General features: G+C 72.8%; 16 protein-coding genes. 2 read left to right on the top strand and 14 right to left on the bottom strand.

Annotated features, from left to right (window positions below):
• The first annotated feature begins 249 nt into the window (after positions 1-249).
• Positions 250-1,785: a serine/threonine-protein kinase gene (locus tag K1J57_RS19220; RefSeq protein WP_220559951.1), complete on the top strand. Its 1,536-nt coding sequence runs from the start codon at positions 250-252 to the stop codon at positions 1,783-1,785.
• On the opposite strand, the gene K1J57_RS19215 is transcribed toward K1J57_RS19220, so the two are convergent.
• The 4 genes from K1J57_RS19215 to K1J57_RS19200 all read right to left on the bottom strand — a co-directional run bounded on the left by K1J57_RS19215 (position 1,775) and on the right by K1J57_RS19200 (position 8,520).
• Positions 1,775-3,145: a replication-associated recombination protein A gene (locus K1J57_RS19215; RefSeq protein WP_220559950.1), complete on the bottom strand. Its 1,371-nt coding sequence runs from the start codon at positions 3,143-3,145 to the stop codon at positions 1,775-1,777. The two genes, K1J57_RS19220 and K1J57_RS19215, sit on opposite strands and share 11 nt — an antisense overlap.
• A 72-nt stretch (positions 3,146-3,217) precedes the next feature.
• Positions 3,218-5,128: a SpoIIE family protein phosphatase gene (locus tag K1J57_RS19210; protein WP_370634684.1), complete on the bottom strand. Its 1,911-nt coding sequence runs from the start codon at positions 5,126-5,128 to the stop codon at positions 3,218-3,220.
• An 842-nt stretch (positions 5,129-5,970) separates the two neighbouring features.
• Positions 5,971-7,713, bottom strand: a complete 1,743-nt coding sequence (aspS, locus tag K1J57_RS19205) for an aspartate--tRNA ligase (RefSeq protein WP_220559948.1) — start codon at positions 7,711-7,713, stop codon at positions 5,971-5,973.
• A gap of 129 nt (positions 7,714-7,842) precedes the next feature.
• Complete coding sequence (locus K1J57_RS19200) at positions 7,843-8,520, bottom strand: MBL fold metallo-hydrolase (protein WP_220559947.1); 678 nt, start codon at positions 8,518-8,520, stop codon at positions 7,843-7,845.
• Positions 8,521-8,985: 465 nt separating this feature from the next.
• On the opposite strand from K1J57_RS19200, the gene K1J57_RS19195 reads away from it, so the two are divergent.
• Positions 8,986-10,221 (top strand): DUF349 domain-containing protein, encoded by a 1,236-nt coding sequence (locus K1J57_RS19195; RefSeq protein WP_220559946.1) that lies wholly within the window; start codon positions 8,986-8,988, stop codon positions 10,219-10,221.
• 243 nt (positions 10,222-10,464) lie between these two features.
• Here K1J57_RS19195 and K1J57_RS19190 read toward each other — a convergent pair whose 3' ends face one another.
• The 10 genes from K1J57_RS19190 to carB all read right to left on the bottom strand — a co-directional run bounded on the left by K1J57_RS19190 (position 10,465) and on the right by carB (position 22,207).
• Entirely contained in the window at positions 10,465-11,187 is a 723-nt protein-coding gene (locus K1J57_RS19190; RefSeq protein ID WP_255646427.1) for a hypothetical protein, read from the bottom strand.
• A 138-nt stretch (positions 11,188-11,325) separates the two neighbouring features.
• The gene (gene metK / locus K1J57_RS19185; protein ID WP_220559944.1) at positions 11,326-12,519 is read right to left on the bottom strand and encodes a methionine adenosyltransferase; all 1,194 of its coding nucleotides are present in this window, start codon (positions 12,517-12,519) and stop codon (positions 11,326-11,328) included.
• 227 nt (positions 12,520-12,746) lie between these two features.
• Entirely contained in the window at positions 12,747-13,967 is a 1,221-nt protein-coding gene (coaBC, locus tag K1J57_RS19180) for a bifunctional phosphopantothenoylcysteine decarboxylase/phosphopantothenate--cysteine ligase CoaBC (protein WP_220559943.1), read from the bottom strand.
• A gap of 26 nt (positions 13,968-13,993) precedes the next feature.
• On the bottom strand, positions 13,994-14,260 hold the full coding sequence (gene rpoZ / locus K1J57_RS19175) for a DNA-directed RNA polymerase subunit omega (protein ID WP_073384132.1): 267 nt from the start codon (positions 14,258-14,260) through the stop codon (positions 13,994-13,996).
• A gap of 89 nt (positions 14,261-14,349) precedes the next feature.
• The gene (gene gmk / locus K1J57_RS19170) at positions 14,350-14,919 is read right to left on the bottom strand and encodes a guanylate kinase (protein WP_220559942.1); all 570 of its coding nucleotides are present in this window, start codon (positions 14,917-14,919) and stop codon (positions 14,350-14,352) included.
• 308 nt (positions 14,920-15,227) lie between these two features.
• Complete coding sequence (mihF, locus tag K1J57_RS19165) at positions 15,228-15,551, bottom strand: integration host factor, actinobacterial type (RefSeq protein ID WP_073384130.1); 324 nt, start codon at positions 15,549-15,551, stop codon at positions 15,228-15,230.
• Positions 15,552-15,861: 310 nt separating this feature from the next.
• Positions 15,862-16,569 (bottom strand): orotidine-5'-phosphate decarboxylase, encoded by a 708-nt coding sequence (gene pyrF / locus K1J57_RS19160; RefSeq protein WP_220559941.1) that lies wholly within the window; start codon positions 16,567-16,569, stop codon positions 15,862-15,864.
• Between the two features lie 304 nt (positions 16,570-16,873).
• Positions 16,874-17,815, bottom strand: coding sequence for a dihydroorotate dehydrogenase (locus tag K1J57_RS19155; RefSeq protein ID WP_220559940.1), 942 nt, complete (start codon positions 17,813-17,815; stop codon positions 16,874-16,876).
• Positions 17,816-17,864: 49 nt separating this feature from the next.
• Positions 17,865-18,764 carry a dihydroorotate dehydrogenase electron transfer subunit gene (locus K1J57_RS19150; RefSeq protein ID WP_220559939.1) on the bottom strand — a complete coding sequence of 300 codons (900 nt, stop codon included), beginning with the start codon at positions 18,762-18,764 and terminating at the stop codon, positions 17,865-17,867.
• Positions 18,765-18,907: 143 nt separating this feature from the next.
• Positions 18,908-22,207 (bottom strand): carbamoyl-phosphate synthase large subunit, encoded by a 3,300-nt coding sequence (gene carB, locus K1J57_RS19145; protein ID WP_220559938.1) that lies wholly within the window; start codon positions 22,205-22,207, stop codon positions 18,908-18,910.

Raw genomic sequence — 22,207 nt, 5'->3', positions numbered from 1 at the left:
GTCGGCCGCGCTCCGGGGTGGGGGCGTCCGAACCGGCGGGTTCCGGCCGACCATATCGCGTCGGGCCGACCGGTGTGCGGGGGCCTCGCCGTGCGCGGGCCGACCGGCCTCCGGGCGGTGGCCGATGCGGGACGCGGGCGTCGACTCCACTCCCCGTTTTCGGGAGAATGATCGTGGATCGGGATCTTCACTACGATGTCCGGACACTCCGCCGCCCCGTCGGCCCAGAAGCATCGCGACAGGACACCCATGAGCCCTCGTTCTCCCCGAGAGATCTCCGTGCTGGTACCGGAGCACCTGCCCCCGCTGTATCCGGACGACCCGACGCGGATAGGCCCCTACCTCGTCCTCGGACGGCTGGGGCAGGGGGCGTCCGGAACGGTCTACGCCGCGGTGGACGCGGCCTCTCCGACCGCGGGCGAGCGGCTGGTCGCGGTGAAGGTCGTCAAGGCCCCGGCCCCGGGCCCCGAGCGCGAGGCGCTGGTGCGGCGGCTGACCGCGCTGTCGCAGGTGGACCCGGCGCGGGTGGTGGTGCCGCTGGCGTTCGACGGCCGGGCCGACCGGCCGTGGCTGGCGATGCCGTACATGGAGGGCCAGCGGCTCTCGCACTTCATCACCAAGCGCGGGGGCCTGGGCACCGGAAAGCTGCTGGCGCTGGCCGTGGGCCTGGCCGAGGGGCTGTCCGCGCTGCACGCCCGGGGCGTCGCACACGGGTCGCTCAACCACGAGCGGGTGCTGCTGGAGTCGCACGGGCCGCACATCATGGACTGCGCGGTCGCCGACGCGCACACGGCCGGCTCAGGCGCCACCTGGATGAGCCCGGAACGCTACCGGGGCGCGGCGGCCTCCCCCGCCGCCGACGTGTTCGCCTGGGGTGCGGTCACCGCCTACGCGGGCACCGGGCGGCTGCCGTTCGGCCCCGGCGAACCGGAGGAGATCGCCGGACGCGCCGCGGCCGGGGAGCACAACCTGACCGGGCTGCCCAAGGGGCTGGTGCCGCTGGTGTCCCGCTCCCTGGACCCCGATCCGGACGCACGGCCGAGCCTGAACGAGGTGATCGGCTCGGTCCTGGCCGTCTGGCAGAGGGAGAACGGCCGCGAGGGGTCCGGACCGCCCGACCGCGACGAGGTCGCCGCCCTGATGGAGCGCGAGTGGCGTGCGGTCGAACCGGCCCAGCGGGTGCCCCGGGTGATCCGCCTGGAGGGGCGCCCGCCCCGGCGGCTCCCCCGGCGGGCGCCGATCCTGGTGGGCGCCGGCGTGCTCGCCGCGGTGCTGGTCGGCGCGGGCGTGTGGGGCGTGGTCCGGCTGGCGGGGTCCTCCGACGACGAGGCGCTGGTGGCCGGCACCGAACAGGAGGCCTCCCCCTCGCCCTCCCCGGAGGAGGCGCCCCGGACGCTGGTGGTGCGGTTCGATCCCGCCGAGCAGGAGAACGTCGTGGAGGGGCCCTGGGTCTACACCCCGGTGGACCGCGACGACGAGCCGCAGCGCGGCCAGGGCGTGCCCACCCACCAGGACTGGGCCGCGCAGTGGGAGGAGGCCGGGGAGCCGGCCTCCGCCGTGATCGACCCCGAGGCCGAGGTGCTGTGCGCCAAGTTCTGCGCCGCCCCCGACCACGTGTTCCTGGACGAGGAGGGGCGCGGGACCTGGGAGCTGACCGGCCGCGACTTCATCGACTACCTGTCGTGGGGGCCGGTGGTGATCGTGGAGGTCACCTTCTCCGAGGAGGAGCCCGCCGAGGGCGGGCCCCGGGAGATCGTTCAGGTCACCGAGCTGTTCACCGACTAGCGTCGGGCCGGGGGCCCTGCGCGTCGGGCCGGCCGCCGCGCAGGACCTCCTTGATGCGACCCAGCACCTCCGAGACGCGGCGTTCGGCGCCGTGCTCGGTGGGGCGGTAGTACTCGCGGCCCACCAGGCCCTCGGGGGCGTGCACCTGGGGGGCGACGCCGCCGGGGTGGTCGTGGGCGTAGCGGTAGCCCTTGCCGTGGCCCAGCTCCTTGGAGCCCCGGGAGTGGCCGTCGCGCAGGTGGAGCGGGACCGGCCCGGCCCGTCCGGCGCGGACGTCGGCGATGGCCTCTCCGATGGCGGTGATCACCGCGTTGGACTTGGGCGCGACGCTGATGTGGATGACGGCCTGGGCCAGGTTGATGCGCGCCTCGGGCATGCCGATCAGCTCGACGGCCTGGGCGGCGGCGACGGCCGTCTGGAGCGCGGTGGGGTCGGCCATGCCGACGTCCTCGCTGGCGTGCACGACGATGCGCCGGGCGATGAACCGGGGGTCCTCCCCCGCCTCGATCATGCGGGCCAGGTAGTGCAGGGCGGCGTCGGGGTCGCTGCCGCGCATGCTCTTGATGAACGCGCTGACGACGTCGTAGTGCTGGTCCCCGGAGCGGTCGTAGCGCACGGCGTGGCGGTCCACGGCCCGTTCGAGGTGGGCGGCGGTGATCTCGACCGGCTCGGCGGCGGGCGGCCCGGCCACCAGGGCCGCGGCCTCCAGGTAGGTGAGGGAGCGGCGGCCGTCACCGCCGGCCAGCCGGACCAGGTCGTCGGCGGCCTCGCCGGTGAGCGTGTAGCGCCCGTCCAGGCCGCGCTCGTCGGTGAGCGCCCGCTCCAGCAGGGCGTGCACGTCGGCGTCGTCCAGGGGCTCCAGGGTGAGCAGCAGGGAGCGGGACAGCAGCGGGCCGACCACGGAGAAGAAGGGGTTCTCGGTGGTGGCGCCGATGAAGCTGACCCACCGGTTCTCCACGGCGGGCAGCAGCGCGTCCTGCTGGGTCTTGTTGAACCGGTGGACCTCGTCGACGAACAGCAGGGTGCGGGTGCCGTTCATGCCCATCCGGCGGCGGGCCTCCTCGATGACCGCGCGCACGTCCTTCACACCGGCGCTGACCGCGGACAGCTCCACGAACCGGCGCTTGGTGGCCTTGCTGACCACGGTGGCCAGGGTGGTCTTGCCCGTCCCGGGCGGGCCCCACAGGAACACGGACATGGGCGCGTCGTCCTCGACCAGGCGGCGCAGCGGGCTGCCCTCGCCCAGCAGGTGGCCCTGGCCCACCACCTCGTCGAGGGTGCGGGGCCGCATGCGCACGGCCAGCGGCTCCTGTCCTTTGGCCGCCTCGGACCCGGCATCGTCGAACAGAGTTGCAGACACCCGTCCAGGGTAGGCGGTGGCGGCGACGTTCGCGGCCGGTACGGCTCGTGGCCCGTCGGCCCGGGCGGGGCCTCAGGCGGCCGGGCGGCGCATGCGGGCGACGAGCAGGGCGATGTCGTCGCCGCGTCCGGCGGGGGCCATCTCGGCCAGGGCGCGGGCGGCACCCTCGGGGTCCTCGCAGTGCTCGACCAGGGCGGCGCCGACCTTGTCCAGGCCGGCCTCCATGAGCACGTCGGCGCTCTCCACCAGCCCGTCCGTGCACAGCAGGAGGGTGGTGCCCGGGTCCAGGACGCGGGTGGTGACGGGGTAGGCCGTGTCGGGCAGCACGCCCAGCGGCGGCCCGGTCTCGGGCTCCCACAGCTCGTAGCCGTCGGGTCCGGCCAGGATGGCCGGGGGCTGCCCGGCCCAGGCGGCCTGCATGGCTCCGGTGGCCCGTTCCAGCACCAGGTAGCCACAGGTGGCGAAGACGATCTCGCCGGTGTCGGTGAGCAGCCGGTTGGTCTCGCCCAGGACGACTCCGGGGTCGGACTGGTTGCTGGCGTAGGCGCGGAAGGCGGCGCGGATCTGGCCCATGGCGGCGGCCGCCTCCACACCGTGGCCCTGGACGTCGCCGACCAGCAGGCCGACGCGGCCCCCGGGCAGTTCGACGACATCGTAGAAGTCGCCGCAGATGCGCCAGTCCGCTCGGGAGGGCAGGTACTTGGTGGCGATGTCCAGGTCGGGGAAGCTGGCGACCTGGCGGGGCAGCATGCGCCGCTGCACGGCGTCGGCCAGCTCCAGCTCGGCCTGCTGAGCCTTGATGCGCTGAAGCGCCTGGCCGGCCAGCCCGGCGAAGGTGAGCATGAGGGCGCGCTCGTCGCGGCTGGCGTGGTGGGGGCGGTCCCACACCATCTGCCAGACGCCCAGGGAGACCTTGCCGTCGCCGAAGATCGGCACGGTCGCCCAGGCCTGGGACTTGGAGTCGTTGTGGCGCATGAGGTCGACGGCGGCCGGGAAGCGGCTGACGACCTCGGCGCGGCTCTCGAAGAAGCGGGGCTGGCGGTCCTGGACCACCGCGCCCATGGGGAAGTCGGTGTCGTAGGCGCTGCGGCCGTCGATAAGGCCGGCGTTGCCGCGACCGCGGGCGCCGGGCGAGGTGCGCAGCACCCCGTCCTCCACGTACAGGGCCACCGCCTTGTAGCCGCCGAAGATCGGCAGGAACTCCTCGCTGAGCAGGTCCATGACCTTGTCGACGGTGGTGGCCGAGACGAGCTTGGACGACAGCTCGGTGACCAGGCGGCCGTGCTCGGCCTCGGTGCGGCGGCGGTCGGCCAGGCGGCGCACCAGCTGGACGTGCTCGGTGACGTCGTCGACGATGCCGACGAGGCGGTCGGGCTCGCCCGGCACGAACCGGGCGCGCACGTGCAGGGAGCGCTCGTCGCCGAGGCGGTCGAAGACCCGGAAGCGCTGCTCGTAGTCGCGTCCGGCGAAGGAGGCGGCCATGGCGTCGCGGACCCGGGCGATGTCGTCGGGGTGGACGCGTTCCAGGATGCGGTCCAGCTCGCGGTCCTCCCCGGCCAGCAGCGAACCGAGCGGGGTGGGGCCGAAGAGCTCGTGCAGGCGGCCGCTGCCCAGGTCCAGGCTCCACAGGACGGAGTCGGAGTTGTCGGTGCGCAGCTCGCCGATGACCCGCAGGTCGGTCTCCTCGGTGGACAGCACGTGCACGAGCACCACGGCGTCGCCTCCGTCCACCGGCAGTACCTCGGCCTCGGCCAGGCGGTCGGCCTTCGAGGTGACGGAGACCCGCAGGCGGCGGCGCGGGCGGCCGTTCGGGGAGGTGCGGTGGGCCAGGGACTCGTGGTGGAAGCGGGCGGCGCGGCCGTCGTCCCCGGCGAGCAGGTCGTACCAGCGGCGGCCCGCCAGGTCGTCGGCCGCGCGGTCGACGAGGGCGAGGAAGGCGTGGTTGGCATGGCGGATCGAGCCGTCGGCCGCGGTGAGCACCATGGGTTCGGGCGCGTGAAGGAACGCCCCGGCGAGCGCGCCCTGCGAACCACCACCTGCAGCACGTTCTTCGTTCACGGACTCAATCCTCATGTCGTCTCGGACGTCACAGCCGTGCCCGGGCACGGTCACCCCCTGCGGACATTCCGATTCGGCTCATTCTAGTGTCGGGGGTGGGGCTGTCTCCGGGGAGCGCTCCGAGGGCGGTCGGCTCCCCCGCCCGTCCGCGCCACCCGCGCGACCTCGTGCGGCACGGGTCGGTGCGGCCCACCGGCATGGGGGTGTTCGGCGCACGCGGGCCCACGGGCCGGCAGGGGCCGACCCCGGTGCACAAATCGTTACGCTCGCGTGACTCGGTGGCACAGAAGGCACTTCACCACCATTTCCGCCCACCGGTGCGACGAGGCCCCCGTCGTACCACGCGACCACTCCCGAGGACGCCGGTGCTTGGTGGGGGGAAGGGTGATTCGCCCACAACCGTAGGGGATGTCACGGCCGGGCGCATCCACAGGAGTCACACGAGGCCATGTTCGGCCAGGTTTTTCCAGGAGAACCGAGGAATTCCTTCACATAGGTCACCTAGGACCGTTTTATGGAGTTCCCGAAAGTATCGCCGGAACGCGGAGAGCGCGGCCGGTCGGGGCCGCGGGCACCGGCCCTCCCCCGGGCGCCGAATCCCGCGCGAAGGCGCAGGTCGGACGCGGTCCCTCCGAGCGGACCGTTCCGGGCTGTGCCCGGTGCGGTCCGGACGGCGGCACAACCCGGACGGGGGCGCGGCGTGTCCGGTGAAAGCCGCGGGGGCGGTGCGCCGACGCGCACCGCCCCCGCGGACCCGGTCACCCGGTTCAGGCCTCCTCGGCCTCCGGGTCGACGTCCACCCCGGCCTCGGCGCGCTGCTCCGCGGTGATCGGCGTCGGGGCGCCGGTCAGCGGGTCGCCGCCGGAGGCGGTCTTGGGGAACGCGATGACCTCGCGGATCGTCGGCTGCCCGGCGAGCAGCATGATGATCCGGTCCCAGCCCACGGCCAGGCCGCCGTGCGGCGGCGGGCCGAACTTGAACGCCTCCAGCAGGAAGCCGAACTTGGACTCGGCCTCCTCCTTGCTCAGGCCGATCGTGTCGAAGACGCGCTGCTGCATCTCGGCCCGGTGGATACGGATCGAGCCGGAGACCAGCTCGTAGCCGTTGAGCACCAGGTCGAAGGCGCGCGAGTTCGTCGTGCCCGGGTGGTCCTGGAAGTCGTCCTCGTCCTCGACGGCCGGGGCGGTGAACGGGTGGTGCACCGGCTTCCAGGAGCCCTCCTCGTCGGCCTCCTCGAACAGCGGCATGTCGGTGATCCAGAGGATCTCCCAGCGGGACGCGTCGATCAGGTCGCAGCGGCGGCCGATCTCCAGGCGGGCCGCGCCCAGCAGCTCCTGGGCCTCGAACCGCTTGCCCGCGGCGAAGAACACCGCGTCGCCCGGGGCGGCGCCGACCTTGGCGGCCAGGCCCTCCCGCTCGGCGTCCGACAGGTTCTTGGCCACCGGGCCGCCCAGGGTGCCGTCCTCCTGGACCAGGACGTAGGCCAGGCCCTTGGCGCCGCGCGAGCGCGCCCAGTCCTGCCAGGCGTCCAGCTCCTTGCGGGTCTGGGACGCGCCGCCGGGCATGACCACGGCGCCCACGTACGGGGCCTGGAACACCCGGAAGGTGGTGTCGGCGAAGTAGTCGGTCATCTCGACCAGCTCCTGGCCGAAGCGCAGGTCGGGCTTGTCGGAGCCGAACCGGTCCATCGCCTCGGCGAAGCGCATCCGCGGGAAGCGCTCGGGCAGCTCGATCCCGCGCACCTCGCGCAGCAGCCGAGTGAACAGCTGCTCGCCGACGGCGAAGATGTCCTCCTCGTCGACGAAGCTCATCTCCAGGTCGATCTGGGTGAACTCCGGCTGGCGGTCGGCGCGCAGGTCCTCGTCGCGGAAGCAGCGGGTGAGCTGGTAGTAGCGCTCCATGCCGCCGACCATGAGCAGCTGCTTGAACAGCTGCGGCGACTGCGGGAGGGCGTACCAGTGGCCCGGCTGGAGGCGGACCGGGACCAGGAAGTCGCGGGCGCCCTCCGGCGTGGAGCGCGTCATGTACGGGGTCTCGATGTAGGTGAACCCCAGGTCGCGCATGGTCTCGTGGGCGATGTAGGTCGCCTTGGAGCGGATGCGCAGGTTCTCGGCCATCTCCGAGCGCCGGATGTCCAGGTAGCGGTAGCGCAGCCGGGTCTCCTCGGCCACGTCGGAGGCGCTGTCGAGCTGGAAGGGCAGCGGGGCGGCCTCGCTGAGCACCTCGATCTCGTCGGCGACGACCTCGACCGCGCCGGTCGGGATGTCGGGGTTCTCGTTGCCCTCGGGGCGGACCCGGACCGAGCCGGTGACCTTGATGCAGTACTCCGCGCGCAGGTCGTGGGCGAGGTCGTCCTCGCGGACGACGACCTGGACCACACCGGAGGCCTCGCGCAGGTCGAGGAAGACCACGCCACCGTGGTCGCGGCGGCGCGCCACCCAGCCGGCGAGCACGACGCTCTCCCCGGCGTTCCCGGCGCGCAACGCACCTGCTTCATGCGTGCGTATCAACGAACTTCTCCTTCGGCGTCTTCGAGTACGTGTCAAGTCTGCCCGACCCGCGCCGGGGCACGGTGCGCCCCGGGGCGCACCGGCCCGGTCACGGGCGGCGGGTCGGCCGGCGGTTCCGCGCGAACGGGGTCAACCGGCGATATCGCGCAGGTAGGGATTGGTGGCGCGCTCGCGGCCCACGGTGGTAGCCGGGCCGTGGCCCGGCAGGACGCGGGTGTCGTCCGGCGCGCCCAGCACGGCGCCGGCGAGGCTGCGCGCCATCGCGGCCGGGTCTCCGCCGGGGAAGTCGGTGCGGCCGATGGAGCCCGCGAACACCAGGTCGCCGGCGAACATCACCGGGACGCCGTCGTCGCTGCGGGTGGTGTAGACCACCGACCCGGGGGTGTGGCCGGGGGTATGGGAGACCGTGTACTCCACGCCCGCCAGGGACAGGACCTCGCCGTCGGAGACCTCCACCACGCGGGCGGGCTCGCGGTAGGGGCCCGGGCCCAGCAGGGCGGTCAGCTGCGCGGCGAAGGCGGCGTCCACGCCCCGGCCCGGATCGGTGAACAGGCCGCGGTCGGCCGCGTGCACGTACACCGGGACGCCGTGGGCGTCGGCGATCTCGGCGGCCGACCACACGTGGTCGAAGTGCCCGTGGGTGAGCAGGACCGCGACGGGCGTCAGCCGGTGCTCGGCCAGGACCTTGGCGACGGGCTCGGCCGCGTCCTGGCCGGGATCGACGACCACGCACTCGCCGTTCGGAGCCGCCGCCGGGACGTAGCAGTTCGCGGCGAGGGGTCCGGTGGGTAGTGCGGCGATGAGCACGGCGGGTGGCGTCCTGTTCCTCGGTCGGGTGGTGCGGGAGGCCGCGGCTCGTGGAAGGGCCGCCCGCGGGTATTACCAGAGCCTACCGACGTGAACGGGGCCCGGGCGACCGGAAGAGCACACCTGTGCGCTCTTTTGATCACCATTCGATCACCGCACACGCCCGGACTCTTTGCCAAAGCGCGTGGTAATGCCATATTGGGCACCGTCCCATGTGCACCGGGCCCCGACCTGCGCCTCTTCCGGGAAAGCGGGCCGTCGGTTCTCGGCTCCGGTCCGGCACGACGGGGGACACCGACGGCGGGCGCCGGAAATGCCCGCCCGGACGGATGAGACACGGCGCGCCGTCATCATCGAATCGGATGGATACCGTGGTCAGCACAGTGGTTTCCATCACGGATCGGCGAGGGACACCGCGACGACCAGAACCCGCTCTCCGCGGGTTCATGACAGCAGGAGGACACGGTGACCACGGACCCTTGGGGCCGCGTAGACGACGACGGCACGGTCTACGTGCGCACGAGCGAAGGCGAGCGGGTCGTCGGATCGTGGCAGGCCGGGGAGCCGGAGGAGGCCCTGGCCTTCTTCCGCCGCAAGTACGACTCCCTGGTCACCGAGGTTGAGCTGCTGGAGAAGCGGCTCAACACCACCGACCTGTCCGCCGCCGCCGCGATGTCGAACATCGACAAGCTGCGCTCGGCCGTACAGGAGGCGCACGCCGTCGGCGACCTCGACGCCCTCACCCGCCGGCTGGACGCCCTGGCCGGGCGCGCCGAGACCCGCAAGGTCGAGCAGAAGCAGGCCCAGGAGCGGGCGCGCGGCGAGGCGCGGGAGGTCAAGGAGCGCATCGTCGCCGAGGCGGAGCGGGTCGCGGTCGAGACCACGCACTGGAAGTCCGGCGGCGAGCGGATGCTCCAGCTGATCGAGGAGTGGAAGAAGGCCCCCCGGGCCGACCGCCCGACCGAGCAGGCGCTGTGGAAGCGCATGTCGGCGGCGCGCAACTCCTTCTCCAAGCGGCGCAAGGCATACTTCGCCAACCTGGACCACGAGCGGGAGTCGGTGCGGGCCGAGAAGGAGCGCATCGTCGCCGAGGCGGAGGCCCTGTCCGGGTCCACCGAGTGGGGCGAGACCGCCCGCGCCTACCGCGACCTGATGCAGCAGTGGAAGCGGACCGGCCGCGCCGACCGGGCCAGCGAGGACCGTCTGTGGGCCCGGTTCAAGGCCGCCCAGGACACGTTCTTCGACGCCCGCAACGCGGTCTTCGCCGAGCGGGACGCGGAGCTGCGGGTCAACGCCGACGCCAAGGAGAAGATCCTGGCCGAGGCGCAGACCGAGATCCGCGGCCTGATCTCGGACCCGCGCCGGGCCCGCGCCCGGCTGCGCGACTTCCAGGAGGCCTGGGAGGAGGCCGGGGAGCTGCCGCGCGACGCGCGCGACCGGCTCGAGGGCTCCTTCCGCCAGATCGAGGACGAGGTGCGCCGCGCCGAGGAGTCGGAGTGGGAGCGCAAGAACCCCGAGGCCCAGGCCCGGGCGCGTGACACGGTGGCGCAGCTGTCCACCGCGATCGCCGACCTGGAGAAGAAGCTGGAGAAGGCGCGGGCGAACAACGACGCCCGCCGCGTCAGGGAGGCCGAGGAGGCGCTGGAGGCCCGCCGCGCGTGGCTGGCCGAGGCGGAGAAGGCGCTCGGCGACCTGAGCTGACGCCCGGTCCCGGCATGTAGGGGCGGGTCCCGTGTCCGAGGGGACGCGGGACCCGCCCTTTCCGTACCCGGCGGTGCTCTCCCCGCGGGCCGCCCGGCTCCGCCACCGCGCCCGGCGCCCCTGGGGCCCTCGGCCCCTTCGTTGCGGTCCGCGTTCCCCGGAGCGCTCCTCCGGAGCCTCCGGCAAGCCCGCCGGGAACCTCGCGGACCCCCGGCAGCGCAGGGGGGTGTTCGGGAGCGGGCCCTAGCGGTGGGCGTCCAGCCGGTGGACGGTGGCCCCGGAGAGGGTCTCGGTGCCGGGCTCCGTCCCGGGGGTGTGCTCCGCGGGTTCGGACGGTACCGGTTCGGACGGCTCGGGTCCGGACGCCGCGGGTACCGCGGGCTCGGACGGCGCGGGCGCGGACGCGCGGGCGCGCAGGCGGAACGCGGCGACCCCGCCGGCCAGGGCGAGCAGCCCGGCCGCCGCGGTGGCCACGGCCCACAGGGGGGCGAGCGGCCTGCGCACCTCGTGCTCCTGCGCCGCGCAGGAGACGAGCACCCCGTTCGCGCCGGAACGCAGGCAGGCCGTGGCGACCGGGCGCCCCGCCCCCTCGGGGAGGGCGGCCAGTTCGCCGGTGACGGTGAACGAGGCCCGTTCGCCCGCCTCCAGGGGCCGGCTCCAGACGACGCGTCGGCCGTCCACCTCGGCGCCCTCCGTCCCGGTGACGTAGCGCATCGTCGGGGGCAGGTGGTGGACGACCTCGGCCGCGGCCACGGCCCGGGAGCCGGAGTTGCGGACCCCGATCGTGTACTCCACCCGGTCCCCCGGCGACAGTCTCTCGTGTTCGGTGGTCTTCTGGAGCGACACGTGCAGGGTCTCGGCGCCGGGGACCACTTCCCGGGACTCCGACGGGTCCGGCTCCGGGGCTCCCGGTAGGGCGACGAGGGCCGCCAGGCCCAGCGCCGCCATCGCCGCAGCTACGGCCATGGTGCTTCCTCCGTGTACAGCACATTACTATGTGTATTTACTTGATAACACGGAGTGTTCTTTTTGTGCGTGCGCCATGCAGTGAGGGGGCGGACGACCTCCCGGTCGTCCGCCCCCTCACGGTGGGTGCGTCGGCGCTCAGGCGCCCACGAAGGAGCGCAGGGCCGCGGCGCGGTCGGTGCTCTCCCAGGTGAACTCCGGCAGCTCACGGCCGAAGTGGCCGTAGGCGGCGGTCTTGGAGTAGATCGGGCGCAGCAGGTCGAGGTCGCGCACGATCGCGGCCGGACGCAGGTCGAAGACCTCCTTGACGGCCTTCTCGATCAGGTCCGGGGCGACCTTCTCGGTGCCGAAGGTCTCGATGAACACGCCGACCGGGTGCGCCTTGCCGATGGCGTAGGCGACCTGGACCTCGGCCCGCTCGGCCAGCTCGGCCGCGACGATGTTCTTGGCGACCCAGCGCATCGCGTAGGCGGCCGAGCGGTCGACCTTCGACGGGTCCTTGCCGGAGAAGGCGCCGCCGCCGTGGCGGGCGTAGCCGCCGTAGGTGTCGACGATGATCTTGCGGCCGGTCAGGCCCGCGTCGCCCATCGGGCCGCCGATCTCGAAGCGGCCGGTCGGGTTGACCAGCAGGCGGTAGTCGTCGGACGCCAGGCCGAACTCCTCCACCACCGGCTGGATGACGTGCTCGCGGATGTCCGGGGTGAGCAGCTCCTCCAGGCTGATGTCCGCGGAGTGCTGGCTGGAGACCACGACCGTGTCCAGGCGGACCGGGGTCTGGCCGTCGTACTCGACGGTGACCTGGGTCTTGCCGTCCGGGCGCAGGTAGGGCACGGTGCCGTTGCGGCGGACCTCGGACAGGCGCTCGGCCAGCGAGTGGGCCAGCTTGATCGGCAGCGGCATCAGCTCCGGGGTCTCCCGGTTGGCGTAGCCGAACATCAGGCCCTGGTCGCCCGCGCCCTGGCGGTTGAGGGCGTCGTCCTCGTGCTCGACACGCGCCTCGTAGGCGGTGTCGACACCCTGGGCGATGTCGGGGGACTGGGCGTCGATGGAGACGTTGACCCCGCAGGAGTCACCGTCGAACCCCTTGGCGGACGAGTCGTACCCGATCCGGAGGATCGTCTCGCGCACGATGGCGGGGATGTCGACGTAGGTCTGAGTGGTGACCTCACCCGCGATGTGGACCTGACCTGTGGTGATCAACGTCTCGACTGCGACACGGCTGGCCGGGTCGTGGGTGAGCATCGCGTCGAGGATCGCGTCACTGATCTGGTCGGCCATCTTGTCGGGATGGCCCTCGGTGACCGACTCGGAGGTGAAAAGGCGGCGGGACACGGTTGCGTGACTCCTTGCAGCGGCTGCTGGCTGACATGTGGCGGTGGGCACGTCCCGGCCCGACTGCCTGCCGGGACGGTCAATACCGACCGTTGCGGTTGGTTATCGGTCCACTGTAACGGGGCCGGTGGGGAGGGGCACACCCCCGCCGATCTCGCCGATCGCGGACGCCCGAACGAAGTGTGGCGTACCAGGTGGTGGGAAATCCAGTCCCCCGTGCCGGTGCGTCACCTCGGAAGGCGTTCCCCGACCAGGTCCCACACCCGGTCGGCGAGGTCCTCCTTGGGCCCGCGGGGGATCTCCACGGCGCTGCCGTCGGCCCCCAGGACCACGGCCTGGTTGTCCTCCGTACCGAAGGCGCGACCGCCGCCGACCTGGTTGACCACGAGCAGGTCGCAGCCCTTCCTGGCCAGTTTGGCACGGCCGTTGGCGATGACGTCGTCGGTCTCGGCGGCGAACCCCACGATGACCTGCGCGGTGCCCTCCCGGTCCCGGGAGACCACCAGGCCCGCCAGCACGTCGGGGTTCTCGACCAGCTCGATGGGGGCGGGCGCGGCGCCGGACTTCTTGATCTTGGAGGCGACGCTGGCCGCGGGCCGGAAGTCGGCGACCGCGGCGCTCATCACGATGACGTCGGCGCCGGCCCGCTCGGCCCCCACGGCCTCGGCCAGCTCCACCGCCGAGGTCACCGGGACCACGCGCACCCCGGCCGGGTCGGGCAGGGCGACGTTGGCGGCGACCAGGGTGACGTCGGCGCCCCGGGCGGCGGCGGTGCGCGCCAGGGCGTAGCCCTGCTTGCCCGAGGAGTGGTTGCCGATGAACCGGACCGGGTCGATGGCCTCGCGCGTGCCGCCCGCCGAGATCACGACGCGGACCCCGGCCAGGTCGGGCGCGGCGGCCCCCCGGCTCAGCACCCGCCGGGCGGCCTCGAAGAGCTCCGCCGGCTCGGGCAGCCGCCCGCGGCCGGTGTCGGCCCCGGTGAGGCGGCCCACGGCCGGGTCCAGGACGACGGCGCCGCGCGAGCGCAGGGTGGCCACGTTGGCCTGCGTGGCCGGGTGCTCCCACATCTCGGTGTGCATCGCGGGTGCGAACACCACCGGGCACCGGGCGGTGAGCAGGGTGTTGGTCAGCAGGTCGTCGGCGAGGCCGGCGGCCGCCTTGGCCAGGATGTTGGCGGTGGCCGGGGCGACGAGGACGAGGTCCGCGGACTGCCCGATGCGGACGTGCGGGACCTCGTGCACGGCGTCCCAGACACCGGTGGCCACGGGGTTGCCCGAGAGGGCGGCCCAGGTGGGCTCACCGACGAAGCGCAGGGCCTCGTCCGTGGGCACGACCCGGACCTCGTGGCCCGACTCGGTCAGTCGGCGGAGCAGCTCGCACACCTTGTAGGCGGCGATGCCGCCGCCGACGCCGAGGACGACCTGGGGTTTGCTTCCTGTGTCACTCACAGACAGGAGTTCTACCAGGCCGTGTCTCAGGTGCCCTCGTAGGGCTCCGCGGTGAGGAGCCCGGACTTGATCTCGCGCAGGGCGATGGACAGGGACTTCTCCTGGACCTGGGTCTCCACGAGGGGACCCACGTACTCCAGCAGGCCCTCGCCCAGCTGGGCGTAGTACGCGTTGATCTGGCGGGCCCGCTTGGAGGCCATGGTGACCAGGCTGTACTTGCTGTCCACCAGATCGAGCAGATCGTCGATCGGCGGGTTGGTGATGCCTTCGGCGACGGGCTCGGTTCCAGCCACTTTCGATTACCCCCAGGGAACGGTCGGATGCGAGGCGCGGTGCGCCGCGGTGTACAGGGTACGCGGGACCGGGGGTCCCGGCGCCGTTATCACACCTCGGAAGCGGTGATCAACGCTAGCAGTTCGCCGCACACGTCCTGGACGGACGTGTTGACGAGTGTGGTGTCGAACTCCTTCTCGGCGGCGAGTTCGACCTTGGCGGCCTCCAGCCGGCGCTGGACGACCTCCTCGGACTCGGTGCCGCGCCCGGTGAGGCGGCGCACCAGCTCCTCCCAGGAGGGCGGGGCCAGGAAGACGTGCAGGGCCTCGGGCATGGTCTCGCGGATCTGGCGGGCGCCCTGGAGCTCGATCTCCAGCAGCACCGGCAGTCCGGCGGCCAGGCGCTCCTCGACGGGGCGGCGCGGGGTCCCGTAGCGGTTGCCCGCGAACCTCGCCCACTCCAGGAGCTCGCCGTCGGCGATGAGGCGGTCGAACTCGGCGTCGTCGACGAAGTGGTACTGCACCCCGTCGACCTCGCCCGGCCGGGGCGCGCGCGTGGTGGCCGACACGGAGAGCCAGACGTCGGGGTGGGCCCGGCGCAGCTCGGCCACGACCGTGCTCTTGCCCACACCCGAGGGTCCGGACAGGACGATCAGCCGTTGTTCTCCTGGGTTGGGCATGGCTCTCGCGGGCTTCCCTTCGGGCCTTGGGCGGCCGCCCGCGGCGCGCTCTGGGGCGCTCGGCGACGGGGCCGCTCCGGGCCCGGGATCGCCCACCGCGCGGGCGGCGGGTGCGTGCGGGGTTCATCCTCGCGTTCGGGCGCGGGAAGCTTCATTTATACCACCGGGCCGTGACCGCGGTGCGCCCCCCGAGAGGGGTCGACCGTGGTCACGGCCCGGTGCGGGTCCACCCGGGGGTGGTCGCCGCGTGCGGTCCGGCCCGCCGCGTCTGTGGGGGACGCGGCGGCCCGGGGTCCGCGGACGCGGTGTTACTTGGTGAGGTCGCCGAACTCGGCCTCGAGGGCCGCGCGCTGGTTGGTGCCCAGGCCGCGGACGCGGCGGGACTCGGCGATGTTGAGCCGCTCCATGATCTGCTTGGCGCGGACCTTGCCCACGCCGGGGAGGGACTCGAGCAGGGCCGAGACCTTCATCTTGCCGATGACGTCGTCCTTGAGCCCGTCGGCGAGCACCTTGGACAGCGAGATGCCGCCGTTCTTCAGCTTGTTCTTGACCTCAGCGCGCTCTTTTCTGGCCTTGGCGGCCTTCTCGAGAGCCGCGCTGCGCTGCTCGGGTGTGAGGGGAGGAAGGGCCACGCCGGGTCACCTCGGATTTCTACTCGTTTGTAGAGGGCGGACGCCTGCGCAAGTTAGTAGGTCTGACCCCTGTTAGGCAACGTAAAGTGCCCTTTCAGCGGCTATTTCATCGAACTAACTACCCAGAGTAGCGACTCAATTGCTCTAAGAGATGAAAATCGGGACTTTGGTCCCGATTGGCCGGGTCATAAAGCATGCCACCTGCGCAGGTCACAGAGGGGTGAGCCGGGTCACTCTCAGCTGCGGATTCCGCATTTGGGACATACCGAATCAGTGACCCTCTGTGACCGAATCCGGCCTCCTCCGGGCGTCAGACGCGGCCCCCGGCACGGCGTACGGCCTCCGCGATGGAGGCCGCCGCCGCACCGGGGTCCGGCGCCCGGGTGATGGGGCGGCCGATGACCAGAAGGTCCGCCCCCGCCGCGATGGCCTCCTCCGGGGTCGCCACCCGCGACTGGTCACCCCTGTCCGCCCCCGCCGGGCGAACGCCCGGCGTGATGAGGGTGATGTCCGGGCCCACTTCGGCGCGCACGAGGGCCACCTCCTGGGGCGAGCAGACCAGGGCACGGGCCCCGGCGCCCACCGCCAGCACCGCCAGCCGGCGCACCGCGTCGCGAGCCGGCCCGAGCAGCCCCACCTGCTCCAGGTCCTTCTCGTCCATCGAGGTGAGCACCGTCACGGCGGCGATCTCGGTGTCCGGGGCGGCCTCCACCGCGGCCCGGACCATGTCCGCCCCTCCCCCGGCGTGCACGGTCAGGATGGCGGGCTTGAGCCCGGCGACACTGCGCGCCGCCCCCGCCACCGTCGCCGGGATGTCGTGGAGCTTGAGGTCGAGGAAGACACCGACCCCGCTGGCGCCGCGCACCGCGCTGACGACCTCGGGGCCGTAGCGCAGGTAGAGCTCCAGCCCCACCTTGACCGTGCTGACGTGGGGGGCGACCGCCGAAGCCCAGGTCGCAGCGGTCTCGATCTCCTTGGCGTCGATCGCGACTGCGATGGGCGCGGAAGGCGCGGTCATCGATTACTCCCTTTCGTGTGCCATCGGCCCCGTGGCCGATGCGTCGCATTCGCCGCGTTCTTACGAACGTGATTGCGAATGCACGTTCACCGTCCTGTGCACACCGACATGGTGTGCGGTTCCCAGAACCGAGCGCTTCATGCGCCCGATGAGGGTCACTTCGCCGTAACGACCGCCCAAGCGGCCGTAGGCGGCCTTTGCCCGGGTTCCGGCCCATCCGCACCGGGACGCAGGCGTTCGGTCGCACAGCGCCACCTCAGCGCCGTTCAGGCCGGTCAGGGCATGCGCGGGCCGGGCGGGCCCCTCACACCCCGGTTCCGGGGCGGTGGGCGGCGCCCACCAGATCCGCGGCCCGGGGGACGCCCCTGGACTCCAGCGCCTCGGTGAACTCGCGCAGCACCCGCACGCACGCCGAGGGGTCGGAGAAGTTGACCGTGCCCACCGCGACCGCGCTGGCGCCGGCCGCCATGAACTCCACGACGTCCGCGCCGGTGCGCACCCCGCCCATCCCGATGATCGGCACCTCCGGCAGCGCCTCGTGGACCCGGTACACGCAGCCCACCGCCAGCGGCCTGACGGCCGGGCCCGACAGCCCGCCGATGCCCCCGGCCACCGCGGGGCGCAGCGTCCGCGGGTCCACGGCCATGCCGCGCACGGTGTTGATCATCGACAGGCCGTCCGCTCGGGCCTCGACGCAGGCGGTCGCCAGGGCCACCACGTCGGGCACGTCCGCGGCGAGCTTGGCCAGCACCGGCAGGTCCGACCGGGCGTGCGACCGCACGGTGCTCACCACGGCGGCCGCGCGCGCGGCGTCGTCGGCGAACCGCCGCCCGTCCGGGTCGGCCGGGTCCGGGCACGACAGGTTGACCTCGATCGCGTCCACGCCGGGCTCCGCGGAGATCCGCCGGGCGAGCTCGCCGAACTCGGCGGTGCCCGAGCCGGCGACGGAGACGATGGCCCGCCCGCCCCGGGACAGCAGCCACGGCAGGTCGCGCTGGAGGAACACGTCCACGCCGGGTCCCTGCATCCCCGTGGTGCTGAGCATGCCGCTGGGCGTCTCGGCCATGCGCGGCGCCGGGCGCCCGGCGTGCGGTTCCAGCATCACGGACTTGGTGGTGACGGCGCCGATCTCGGCGATGTCGAAGAACTGGGCCAGCTCCCGGCCCGAACCGGCGCACCCGGCGGCGGTCACCACCGGGTTGGGCAGCTCCAGGGCGCCCAACCGGACTCTCAGGTCTGTGTTCACCGTGTCTTTCCCGGTCGGTGGTGTGGGGTCGGCGGGCGCGTCCGGACGGTCAGGCGATGTCGCGGGCCGACTCCGCGGGCCGCGAGGCCCCGGCGCCCTTCCAGCCGGGCGCGCCCAGCGCGTCGAAGGGGATGGTGCCCACGTCGTCGAAGCGCACCTGCTCGCCGCGGAACACCGGGCCGTCCACGCAGGAGCGGACCATGCGGGTGATGCCGTCCTCCCCCACCACCGGGATCACGCAGGTCATGCAGATCCCGGTGCCGCAGGCCATGGTCTCCTCGACCGACACCTGCACGGGGATGCCGTGGGTGCCGGCGACGGCGGTGACCGCGCGCAGCATCGGCATGGGGCCGCAGGCGTAGACCACGTCGGAGCGGCACTCCTCGATGACCCGGCCCAGGACGTCGGTGACCCGGCCGCGGGTCCCGAAGGAGCCGTCGTCGGTGGTGAAGACGGCGGTCTCGGCGATCCGGCGGGCCGTGATGGCGCTGAACACCCGGTCGGCGGAGGCCCCGCCCAGCACGAAGTCCACCCGGCAGCCCCGGCGGCGCAGCGACTGCGCCAGCGGGAACAGCGGGGCGCTGCCCGAGCCGCCGCCGACCAGGACGCAGTTGACCGGGTCACGGGGCAGCGGGAAGGGCCGCCCCAGCGGCCCGACGACGTCCAGCAGGTCGCGGGAGCGCCGCTCGGCCAGCCAGGCCGTGCCGGTGCCGCGCACCGCGAACAGGAACTCGACGGTGCCGCCGTAGTCGGGTTTGACGTCGTGGATGGCGAAGGGGCGCCGCAGCAGCGTGCTGGAGTGGTCGCCGCCCACCGCCACCGACACGAACTGGCCCGAGCGGAACCGCTCGGCGATCCCGGGGGCGACGACGGTGATGGCGTAGTAGGCGTCCACCCTGCGCACGTTCAGCACGGGGCACCTGACCTGCACCGGTCCGTAGTCGCTCATCGTCTGGGTGTGGCCTCTCTCGCGCCTGGTGCCTGGGGGCGCCGCGGTGTGCCCACCGCGGCGCCCGTGCCGTCCGGTTCCCTACAGCCTAGGGCCGTACCGGTGCGGCGGCCGCCGGTGCTCCGGGGCCGGGCGAAGGACCGCTACCGGCCCGCGGTGAGCGCCCGGGCGTGCTCCTGGAGGGAGCGCACCCCGACGTCGCCGCGCACCCGGGCCTCGATCGCCTGGACCGCCGCGGCCAGCCCCTGCACCGTGGTGACGCTGGGGACGGCGCGCACCACGGCCGCGGTGCGGATCTCGTACCCGTCCAGGCGCGGTCCGGCCTGGCCCGCCCCGCCGAACGGGGTGTTGACGATGAGGTCGACCCCCCCGTCGTGGATGAGCTGGACGATGGTCTTCTCGCCCTCGGGCCCGGGGCCCTCGCTGTGCTTGCGCACCACGGTGGCGCGGACGCCGTTGCGGCGCAGGACCACGGCGGTGCCCTCGGTGGCGAGGATCTCGAAGCCCAGGTCGGCCAGGCGCTTGACCGGGAAGATCATCGAGCGCTTGTCGCGGTTGGCCACCGACACGAACACCCGGCCGCTGACGGGCAGGTCCCCGGTGACGGCCAGCTGCGACTTGGCGTAGGCCGCGCCGAACTCCACGTCCAGACCCATGACCTCGCCGGTGGAGCGCATCTCCGGACCCAGGATCGTGTCGACGCCCTCGCCCTGCTTGTCGATGAAGCGGTTGAAGGGCAGCACCGCCTCCTTGACCGACACCGGGGCGTCCACGGGCAGGTCGCCGCCGTCGCCGGTGGCGGGCAGCATGCCCTCGGCGCGCAGCTCGGCGATGGTGGCGCCGGCCATGACGCGGGCGGCGGCCTTGGCCAGCGGCACGGCGGTGGCCTTGGAGACGAACGGCACGGTGCGCGAGGCGCGCGGGTTGGCCTCCAGGACGTTGAGCACGCCGGAGGCGAGCGCGTACTGGACGTTGATCAGGCCGCGCACCCCGGTGCCGCGGGCGATGGCCTCGGTGGAGTAGCGGATCCGCTCGATGTCCTCCTTGCCCAGGGTGATGGAGGGCAGGGAGCAGGCGGAGTCGCCGGAGTGGATGCCGGCCTCCTCGATGTGCTCCATGACGCCGCCGAGGTACAGGTCGGTGCCGTCGTAGAGGGCGTCGACGTCGATCTCGATGGCGTCGTCGAGGAAGCGGTCGACCAGCACCGGGTGCTCGGGGCTGACCTGGGCGTTGCGCTCGATGTAGTCGGCGAGCATCGTCTCGTTGTAGACGATCTCCATGCCGCGGCCGCCCAGCACGTAGGAGGGGCGGACCATGACCGGGTAGCCGATCTCGTCGGCGACGGCCTTGGCCTCGGCGAAGGAGTAGGCGGTGCCGTACTTGGGCGCGGGCAGCCCCGCCTCGCTCAGGACCTTGCCGAACTCGCCGCGGTCCTCGGCCAGGTCGATGGCCTCGGGGCTGGTACCGATGATGGGCACCCCGGCGTCCTTGAGGCGGCGGGCCAGGCCCAGCGGGGTCTGGCCGCCCAGCTGCACGATGACGCCGACGACGGGCCCGGCGAGCTGCTCGGCCCGGACGACCTCCAGCACGTCCTCCAGGGTGAGCGGCTCGAAGTAGAGCCGGTCGCTGGTGTCGTAGTCGGTGGAGACGGTCTCGGGGTTGCAGTTGACCATCACGGTCTCGTACCCGGCGTCGGACAGCGCGAAGGAGGCGTGGACGCAGGAGTAGTCGAACTCCACGCCCTGGCCGATGCGGTTGGGTCCCGAGCCCAGGATGATGATCTTGGGCTTGTCGCCGACGGGGACCTCGGTCTCCTCGTCGTAGCTGGAGTACAGGTACGGCGTGGTGGCCTCGAACTCGGCGGCGCAGGTGTCCACGGTCAGGTAGACGGGGTGGATGCCCAGGGCGTTGCGCAGCTCGCGGACCACGTCCTCGCTCTTGCCGGTGATCTCGCCGATCTGGACGTCGGAGAAGCCGATCTCCTTGGCGGCGCGCAGGACGCCGGCGTCGAGCTTGGGCGCGGCGGCCAGGGCGCGGGCGGTCTCCTCCAGGCGCAGCATCTGGTCCAGGAACCAGGGGTCGATGCGCGTGGACTCGTACAGCTCCTCGACGGTGGCCCCGGCGCGGAAGGCCTGCTGGACCTGGCGCAGCCGGAACTCGGTCGGAGTGGCGGCGGCGCGGACCAGTTCGTCCTTGTCGCCGGGCGTGCCCGCCCAGGTGAAGCCGACGCCGGGCTTCTCCAGGGAGCGCATGGCCTTCTGGAGGGCCTCGGGGAAGGAGCGGCCGATGGCCATGGCCTCGCCCACCGACTTCATGGTGGTGGTGAGCCCGGGGTCCGCGCCGGGGAACTTCTCGAACGCGAACCGGGGGGCCTTGACGACCACGTAGTCGAGCGTGGGCTCGAAGCTGGCCGGGGTCTTCCTGGTGATGTCGTTGGGGATCTCGTCGAGGGTGTAGCCGACGGCGAGCTTGGCGGCGATCTTGGCGATCGGGAAGCCGGTGGCCTTGGAGGCCAGCGCCGAGGAGCGCGAGACCCGGGGGTTCATCTCGATGACGATGACCCGGCCGGTGGTGGGGTGCACGGCGAACTGGATGTTGCAGCCGCCGGTGTCCACGCCGACCTCGCGGATGACCGCGATGCCGATGTCGCGGAGCTTCTGGTACTCGCGGTCGGTGAGGGTCATGGCGGGGGCGACGGTGATGGAGTCGCCGGTGTGCACGCCCATGGGGTCGAGGTTCTCGATGGAGCAGACGACCACGACGTTGTCGTTGGTGTCGCGCATCAGCTCCAGCTCGTACTCCTTCCAGCCGAGGATGGACTCCTCCAGGAGCACCTCGGTGGTCGGGGAGAGCGCCAGGCCCTGGCCCGCGATGCGGCGCAGCTCGGCCTCGTCGTGGGCGAAGCCCGAGCCGGCGCCGCCCATGGTGAAGGACGGGCGCACGACGACCGGGTAGCCCAGTTCGTCCGCGGCGGCCAGGCACTCGTCGAGGGTGTGGCAGATGCTGGAGCGGGCGGACTCGCCGCCGATGCGCTCGACGATGCGCTTGAAGCTCTCGCGGTCCTCGCCGGACTGGATGGCGGCGATGTTGGCGCCGATGAGCTCGACGCCGTACTTGTCGAGGATCCCGGCCTCGTGCAGGGCGACGGCGGCGTTGAGCGCGGTCTGCCCGCCCAGGGTGGGCAGCAGGGCGTCGGGGCGCTCCTTGGCGATGATCTTCTCGATCATCTCGGTGGTGATCGGCTCGACGTAGGTGGCGTCGGCGATCTCCGGGTCGGTCATGATCGTGGCCGGGTTGGAGTTGACCAGGATGACCCGCAGGCCCTCGGCCCGCAGGATCCGGCAGGCCTGGGTGCCCGAGTAGTCGAACTCGGCCGCCTGCCCGATGACGATGGGACCGGATCCGATCACGAGGACGGAGGAGAGGTCACTACGGCGCGGCAT

Source organism: Nocardiopsis sp. MT53, assembly GCF_019598965.1.
In the GTDB taxonomy this organism is placed as follows: domain Bacteria; phylum Actinomycetota; class Actinomycetes; order Streptosporangiales; family Streptosporangiaceae; genus Nocardiopsis; species Nocardiopsis changdeensis.
This window is presented reverse-complemented; position numbering and strand designations above follow the sequence as displayed.

What these genes read in the sequence shown, in the direction of transcription:
- K1J57_RS19220 (WP_220559951.1), top strand. Translation starts at nt 250, where the DNA reads ATGAGCCCTCGTTCTCCCCGAGAGATCTCCGTGCTGGTACCGGAGCAC.
- gmk (WP_220559942.1), bottom strand. Translation starts at nt 14,919, where the DNA reads ATGCCCAACCCAGGAGAACAACGGCTGATCGTCCTGTCCGGACCCTCG.
- K1J57_RS19210 (WP_370634684.1), bottom strand. Translation starts at nt 5,128, where the DNA reads ATGGTGCTCACCGCGGCCGACGGCTCGATCCGCCATGCCAACCACGCC.
- carB (WP_220559938.1), bottom strand. Translation starts at nt 22,207, where the DNA reads ATGCCGCGCCGTAGTGACCTCTCCTCCGTCCTCGTGATCGGATCCGGT.
- K1J57_RS19150 (WP_220559939.1), bottom strand. Translation starts at nt 18,764, where the DNA reads ATGAGCGACTACGGACCGGTGCAGGTCAGGTGCCCCGTGCTGAACGTG.
- pyrF (WP_220559941.1), bottom strand. Translation starts at nt 16,569, where the DNA reads ATGACCGCGCCTTCCGCGCCCATCGCAGTCGCGATCGACGCCAAGGAG.
- K1J57_RS19190 (WP_255646427.1), bottom strand. Translation starts at nt 11,187, where the DNA reads ATGGCCGTAGCTGCGGCGATGGCGGCGCTGGGCCTGGCGGCCCTCGTC.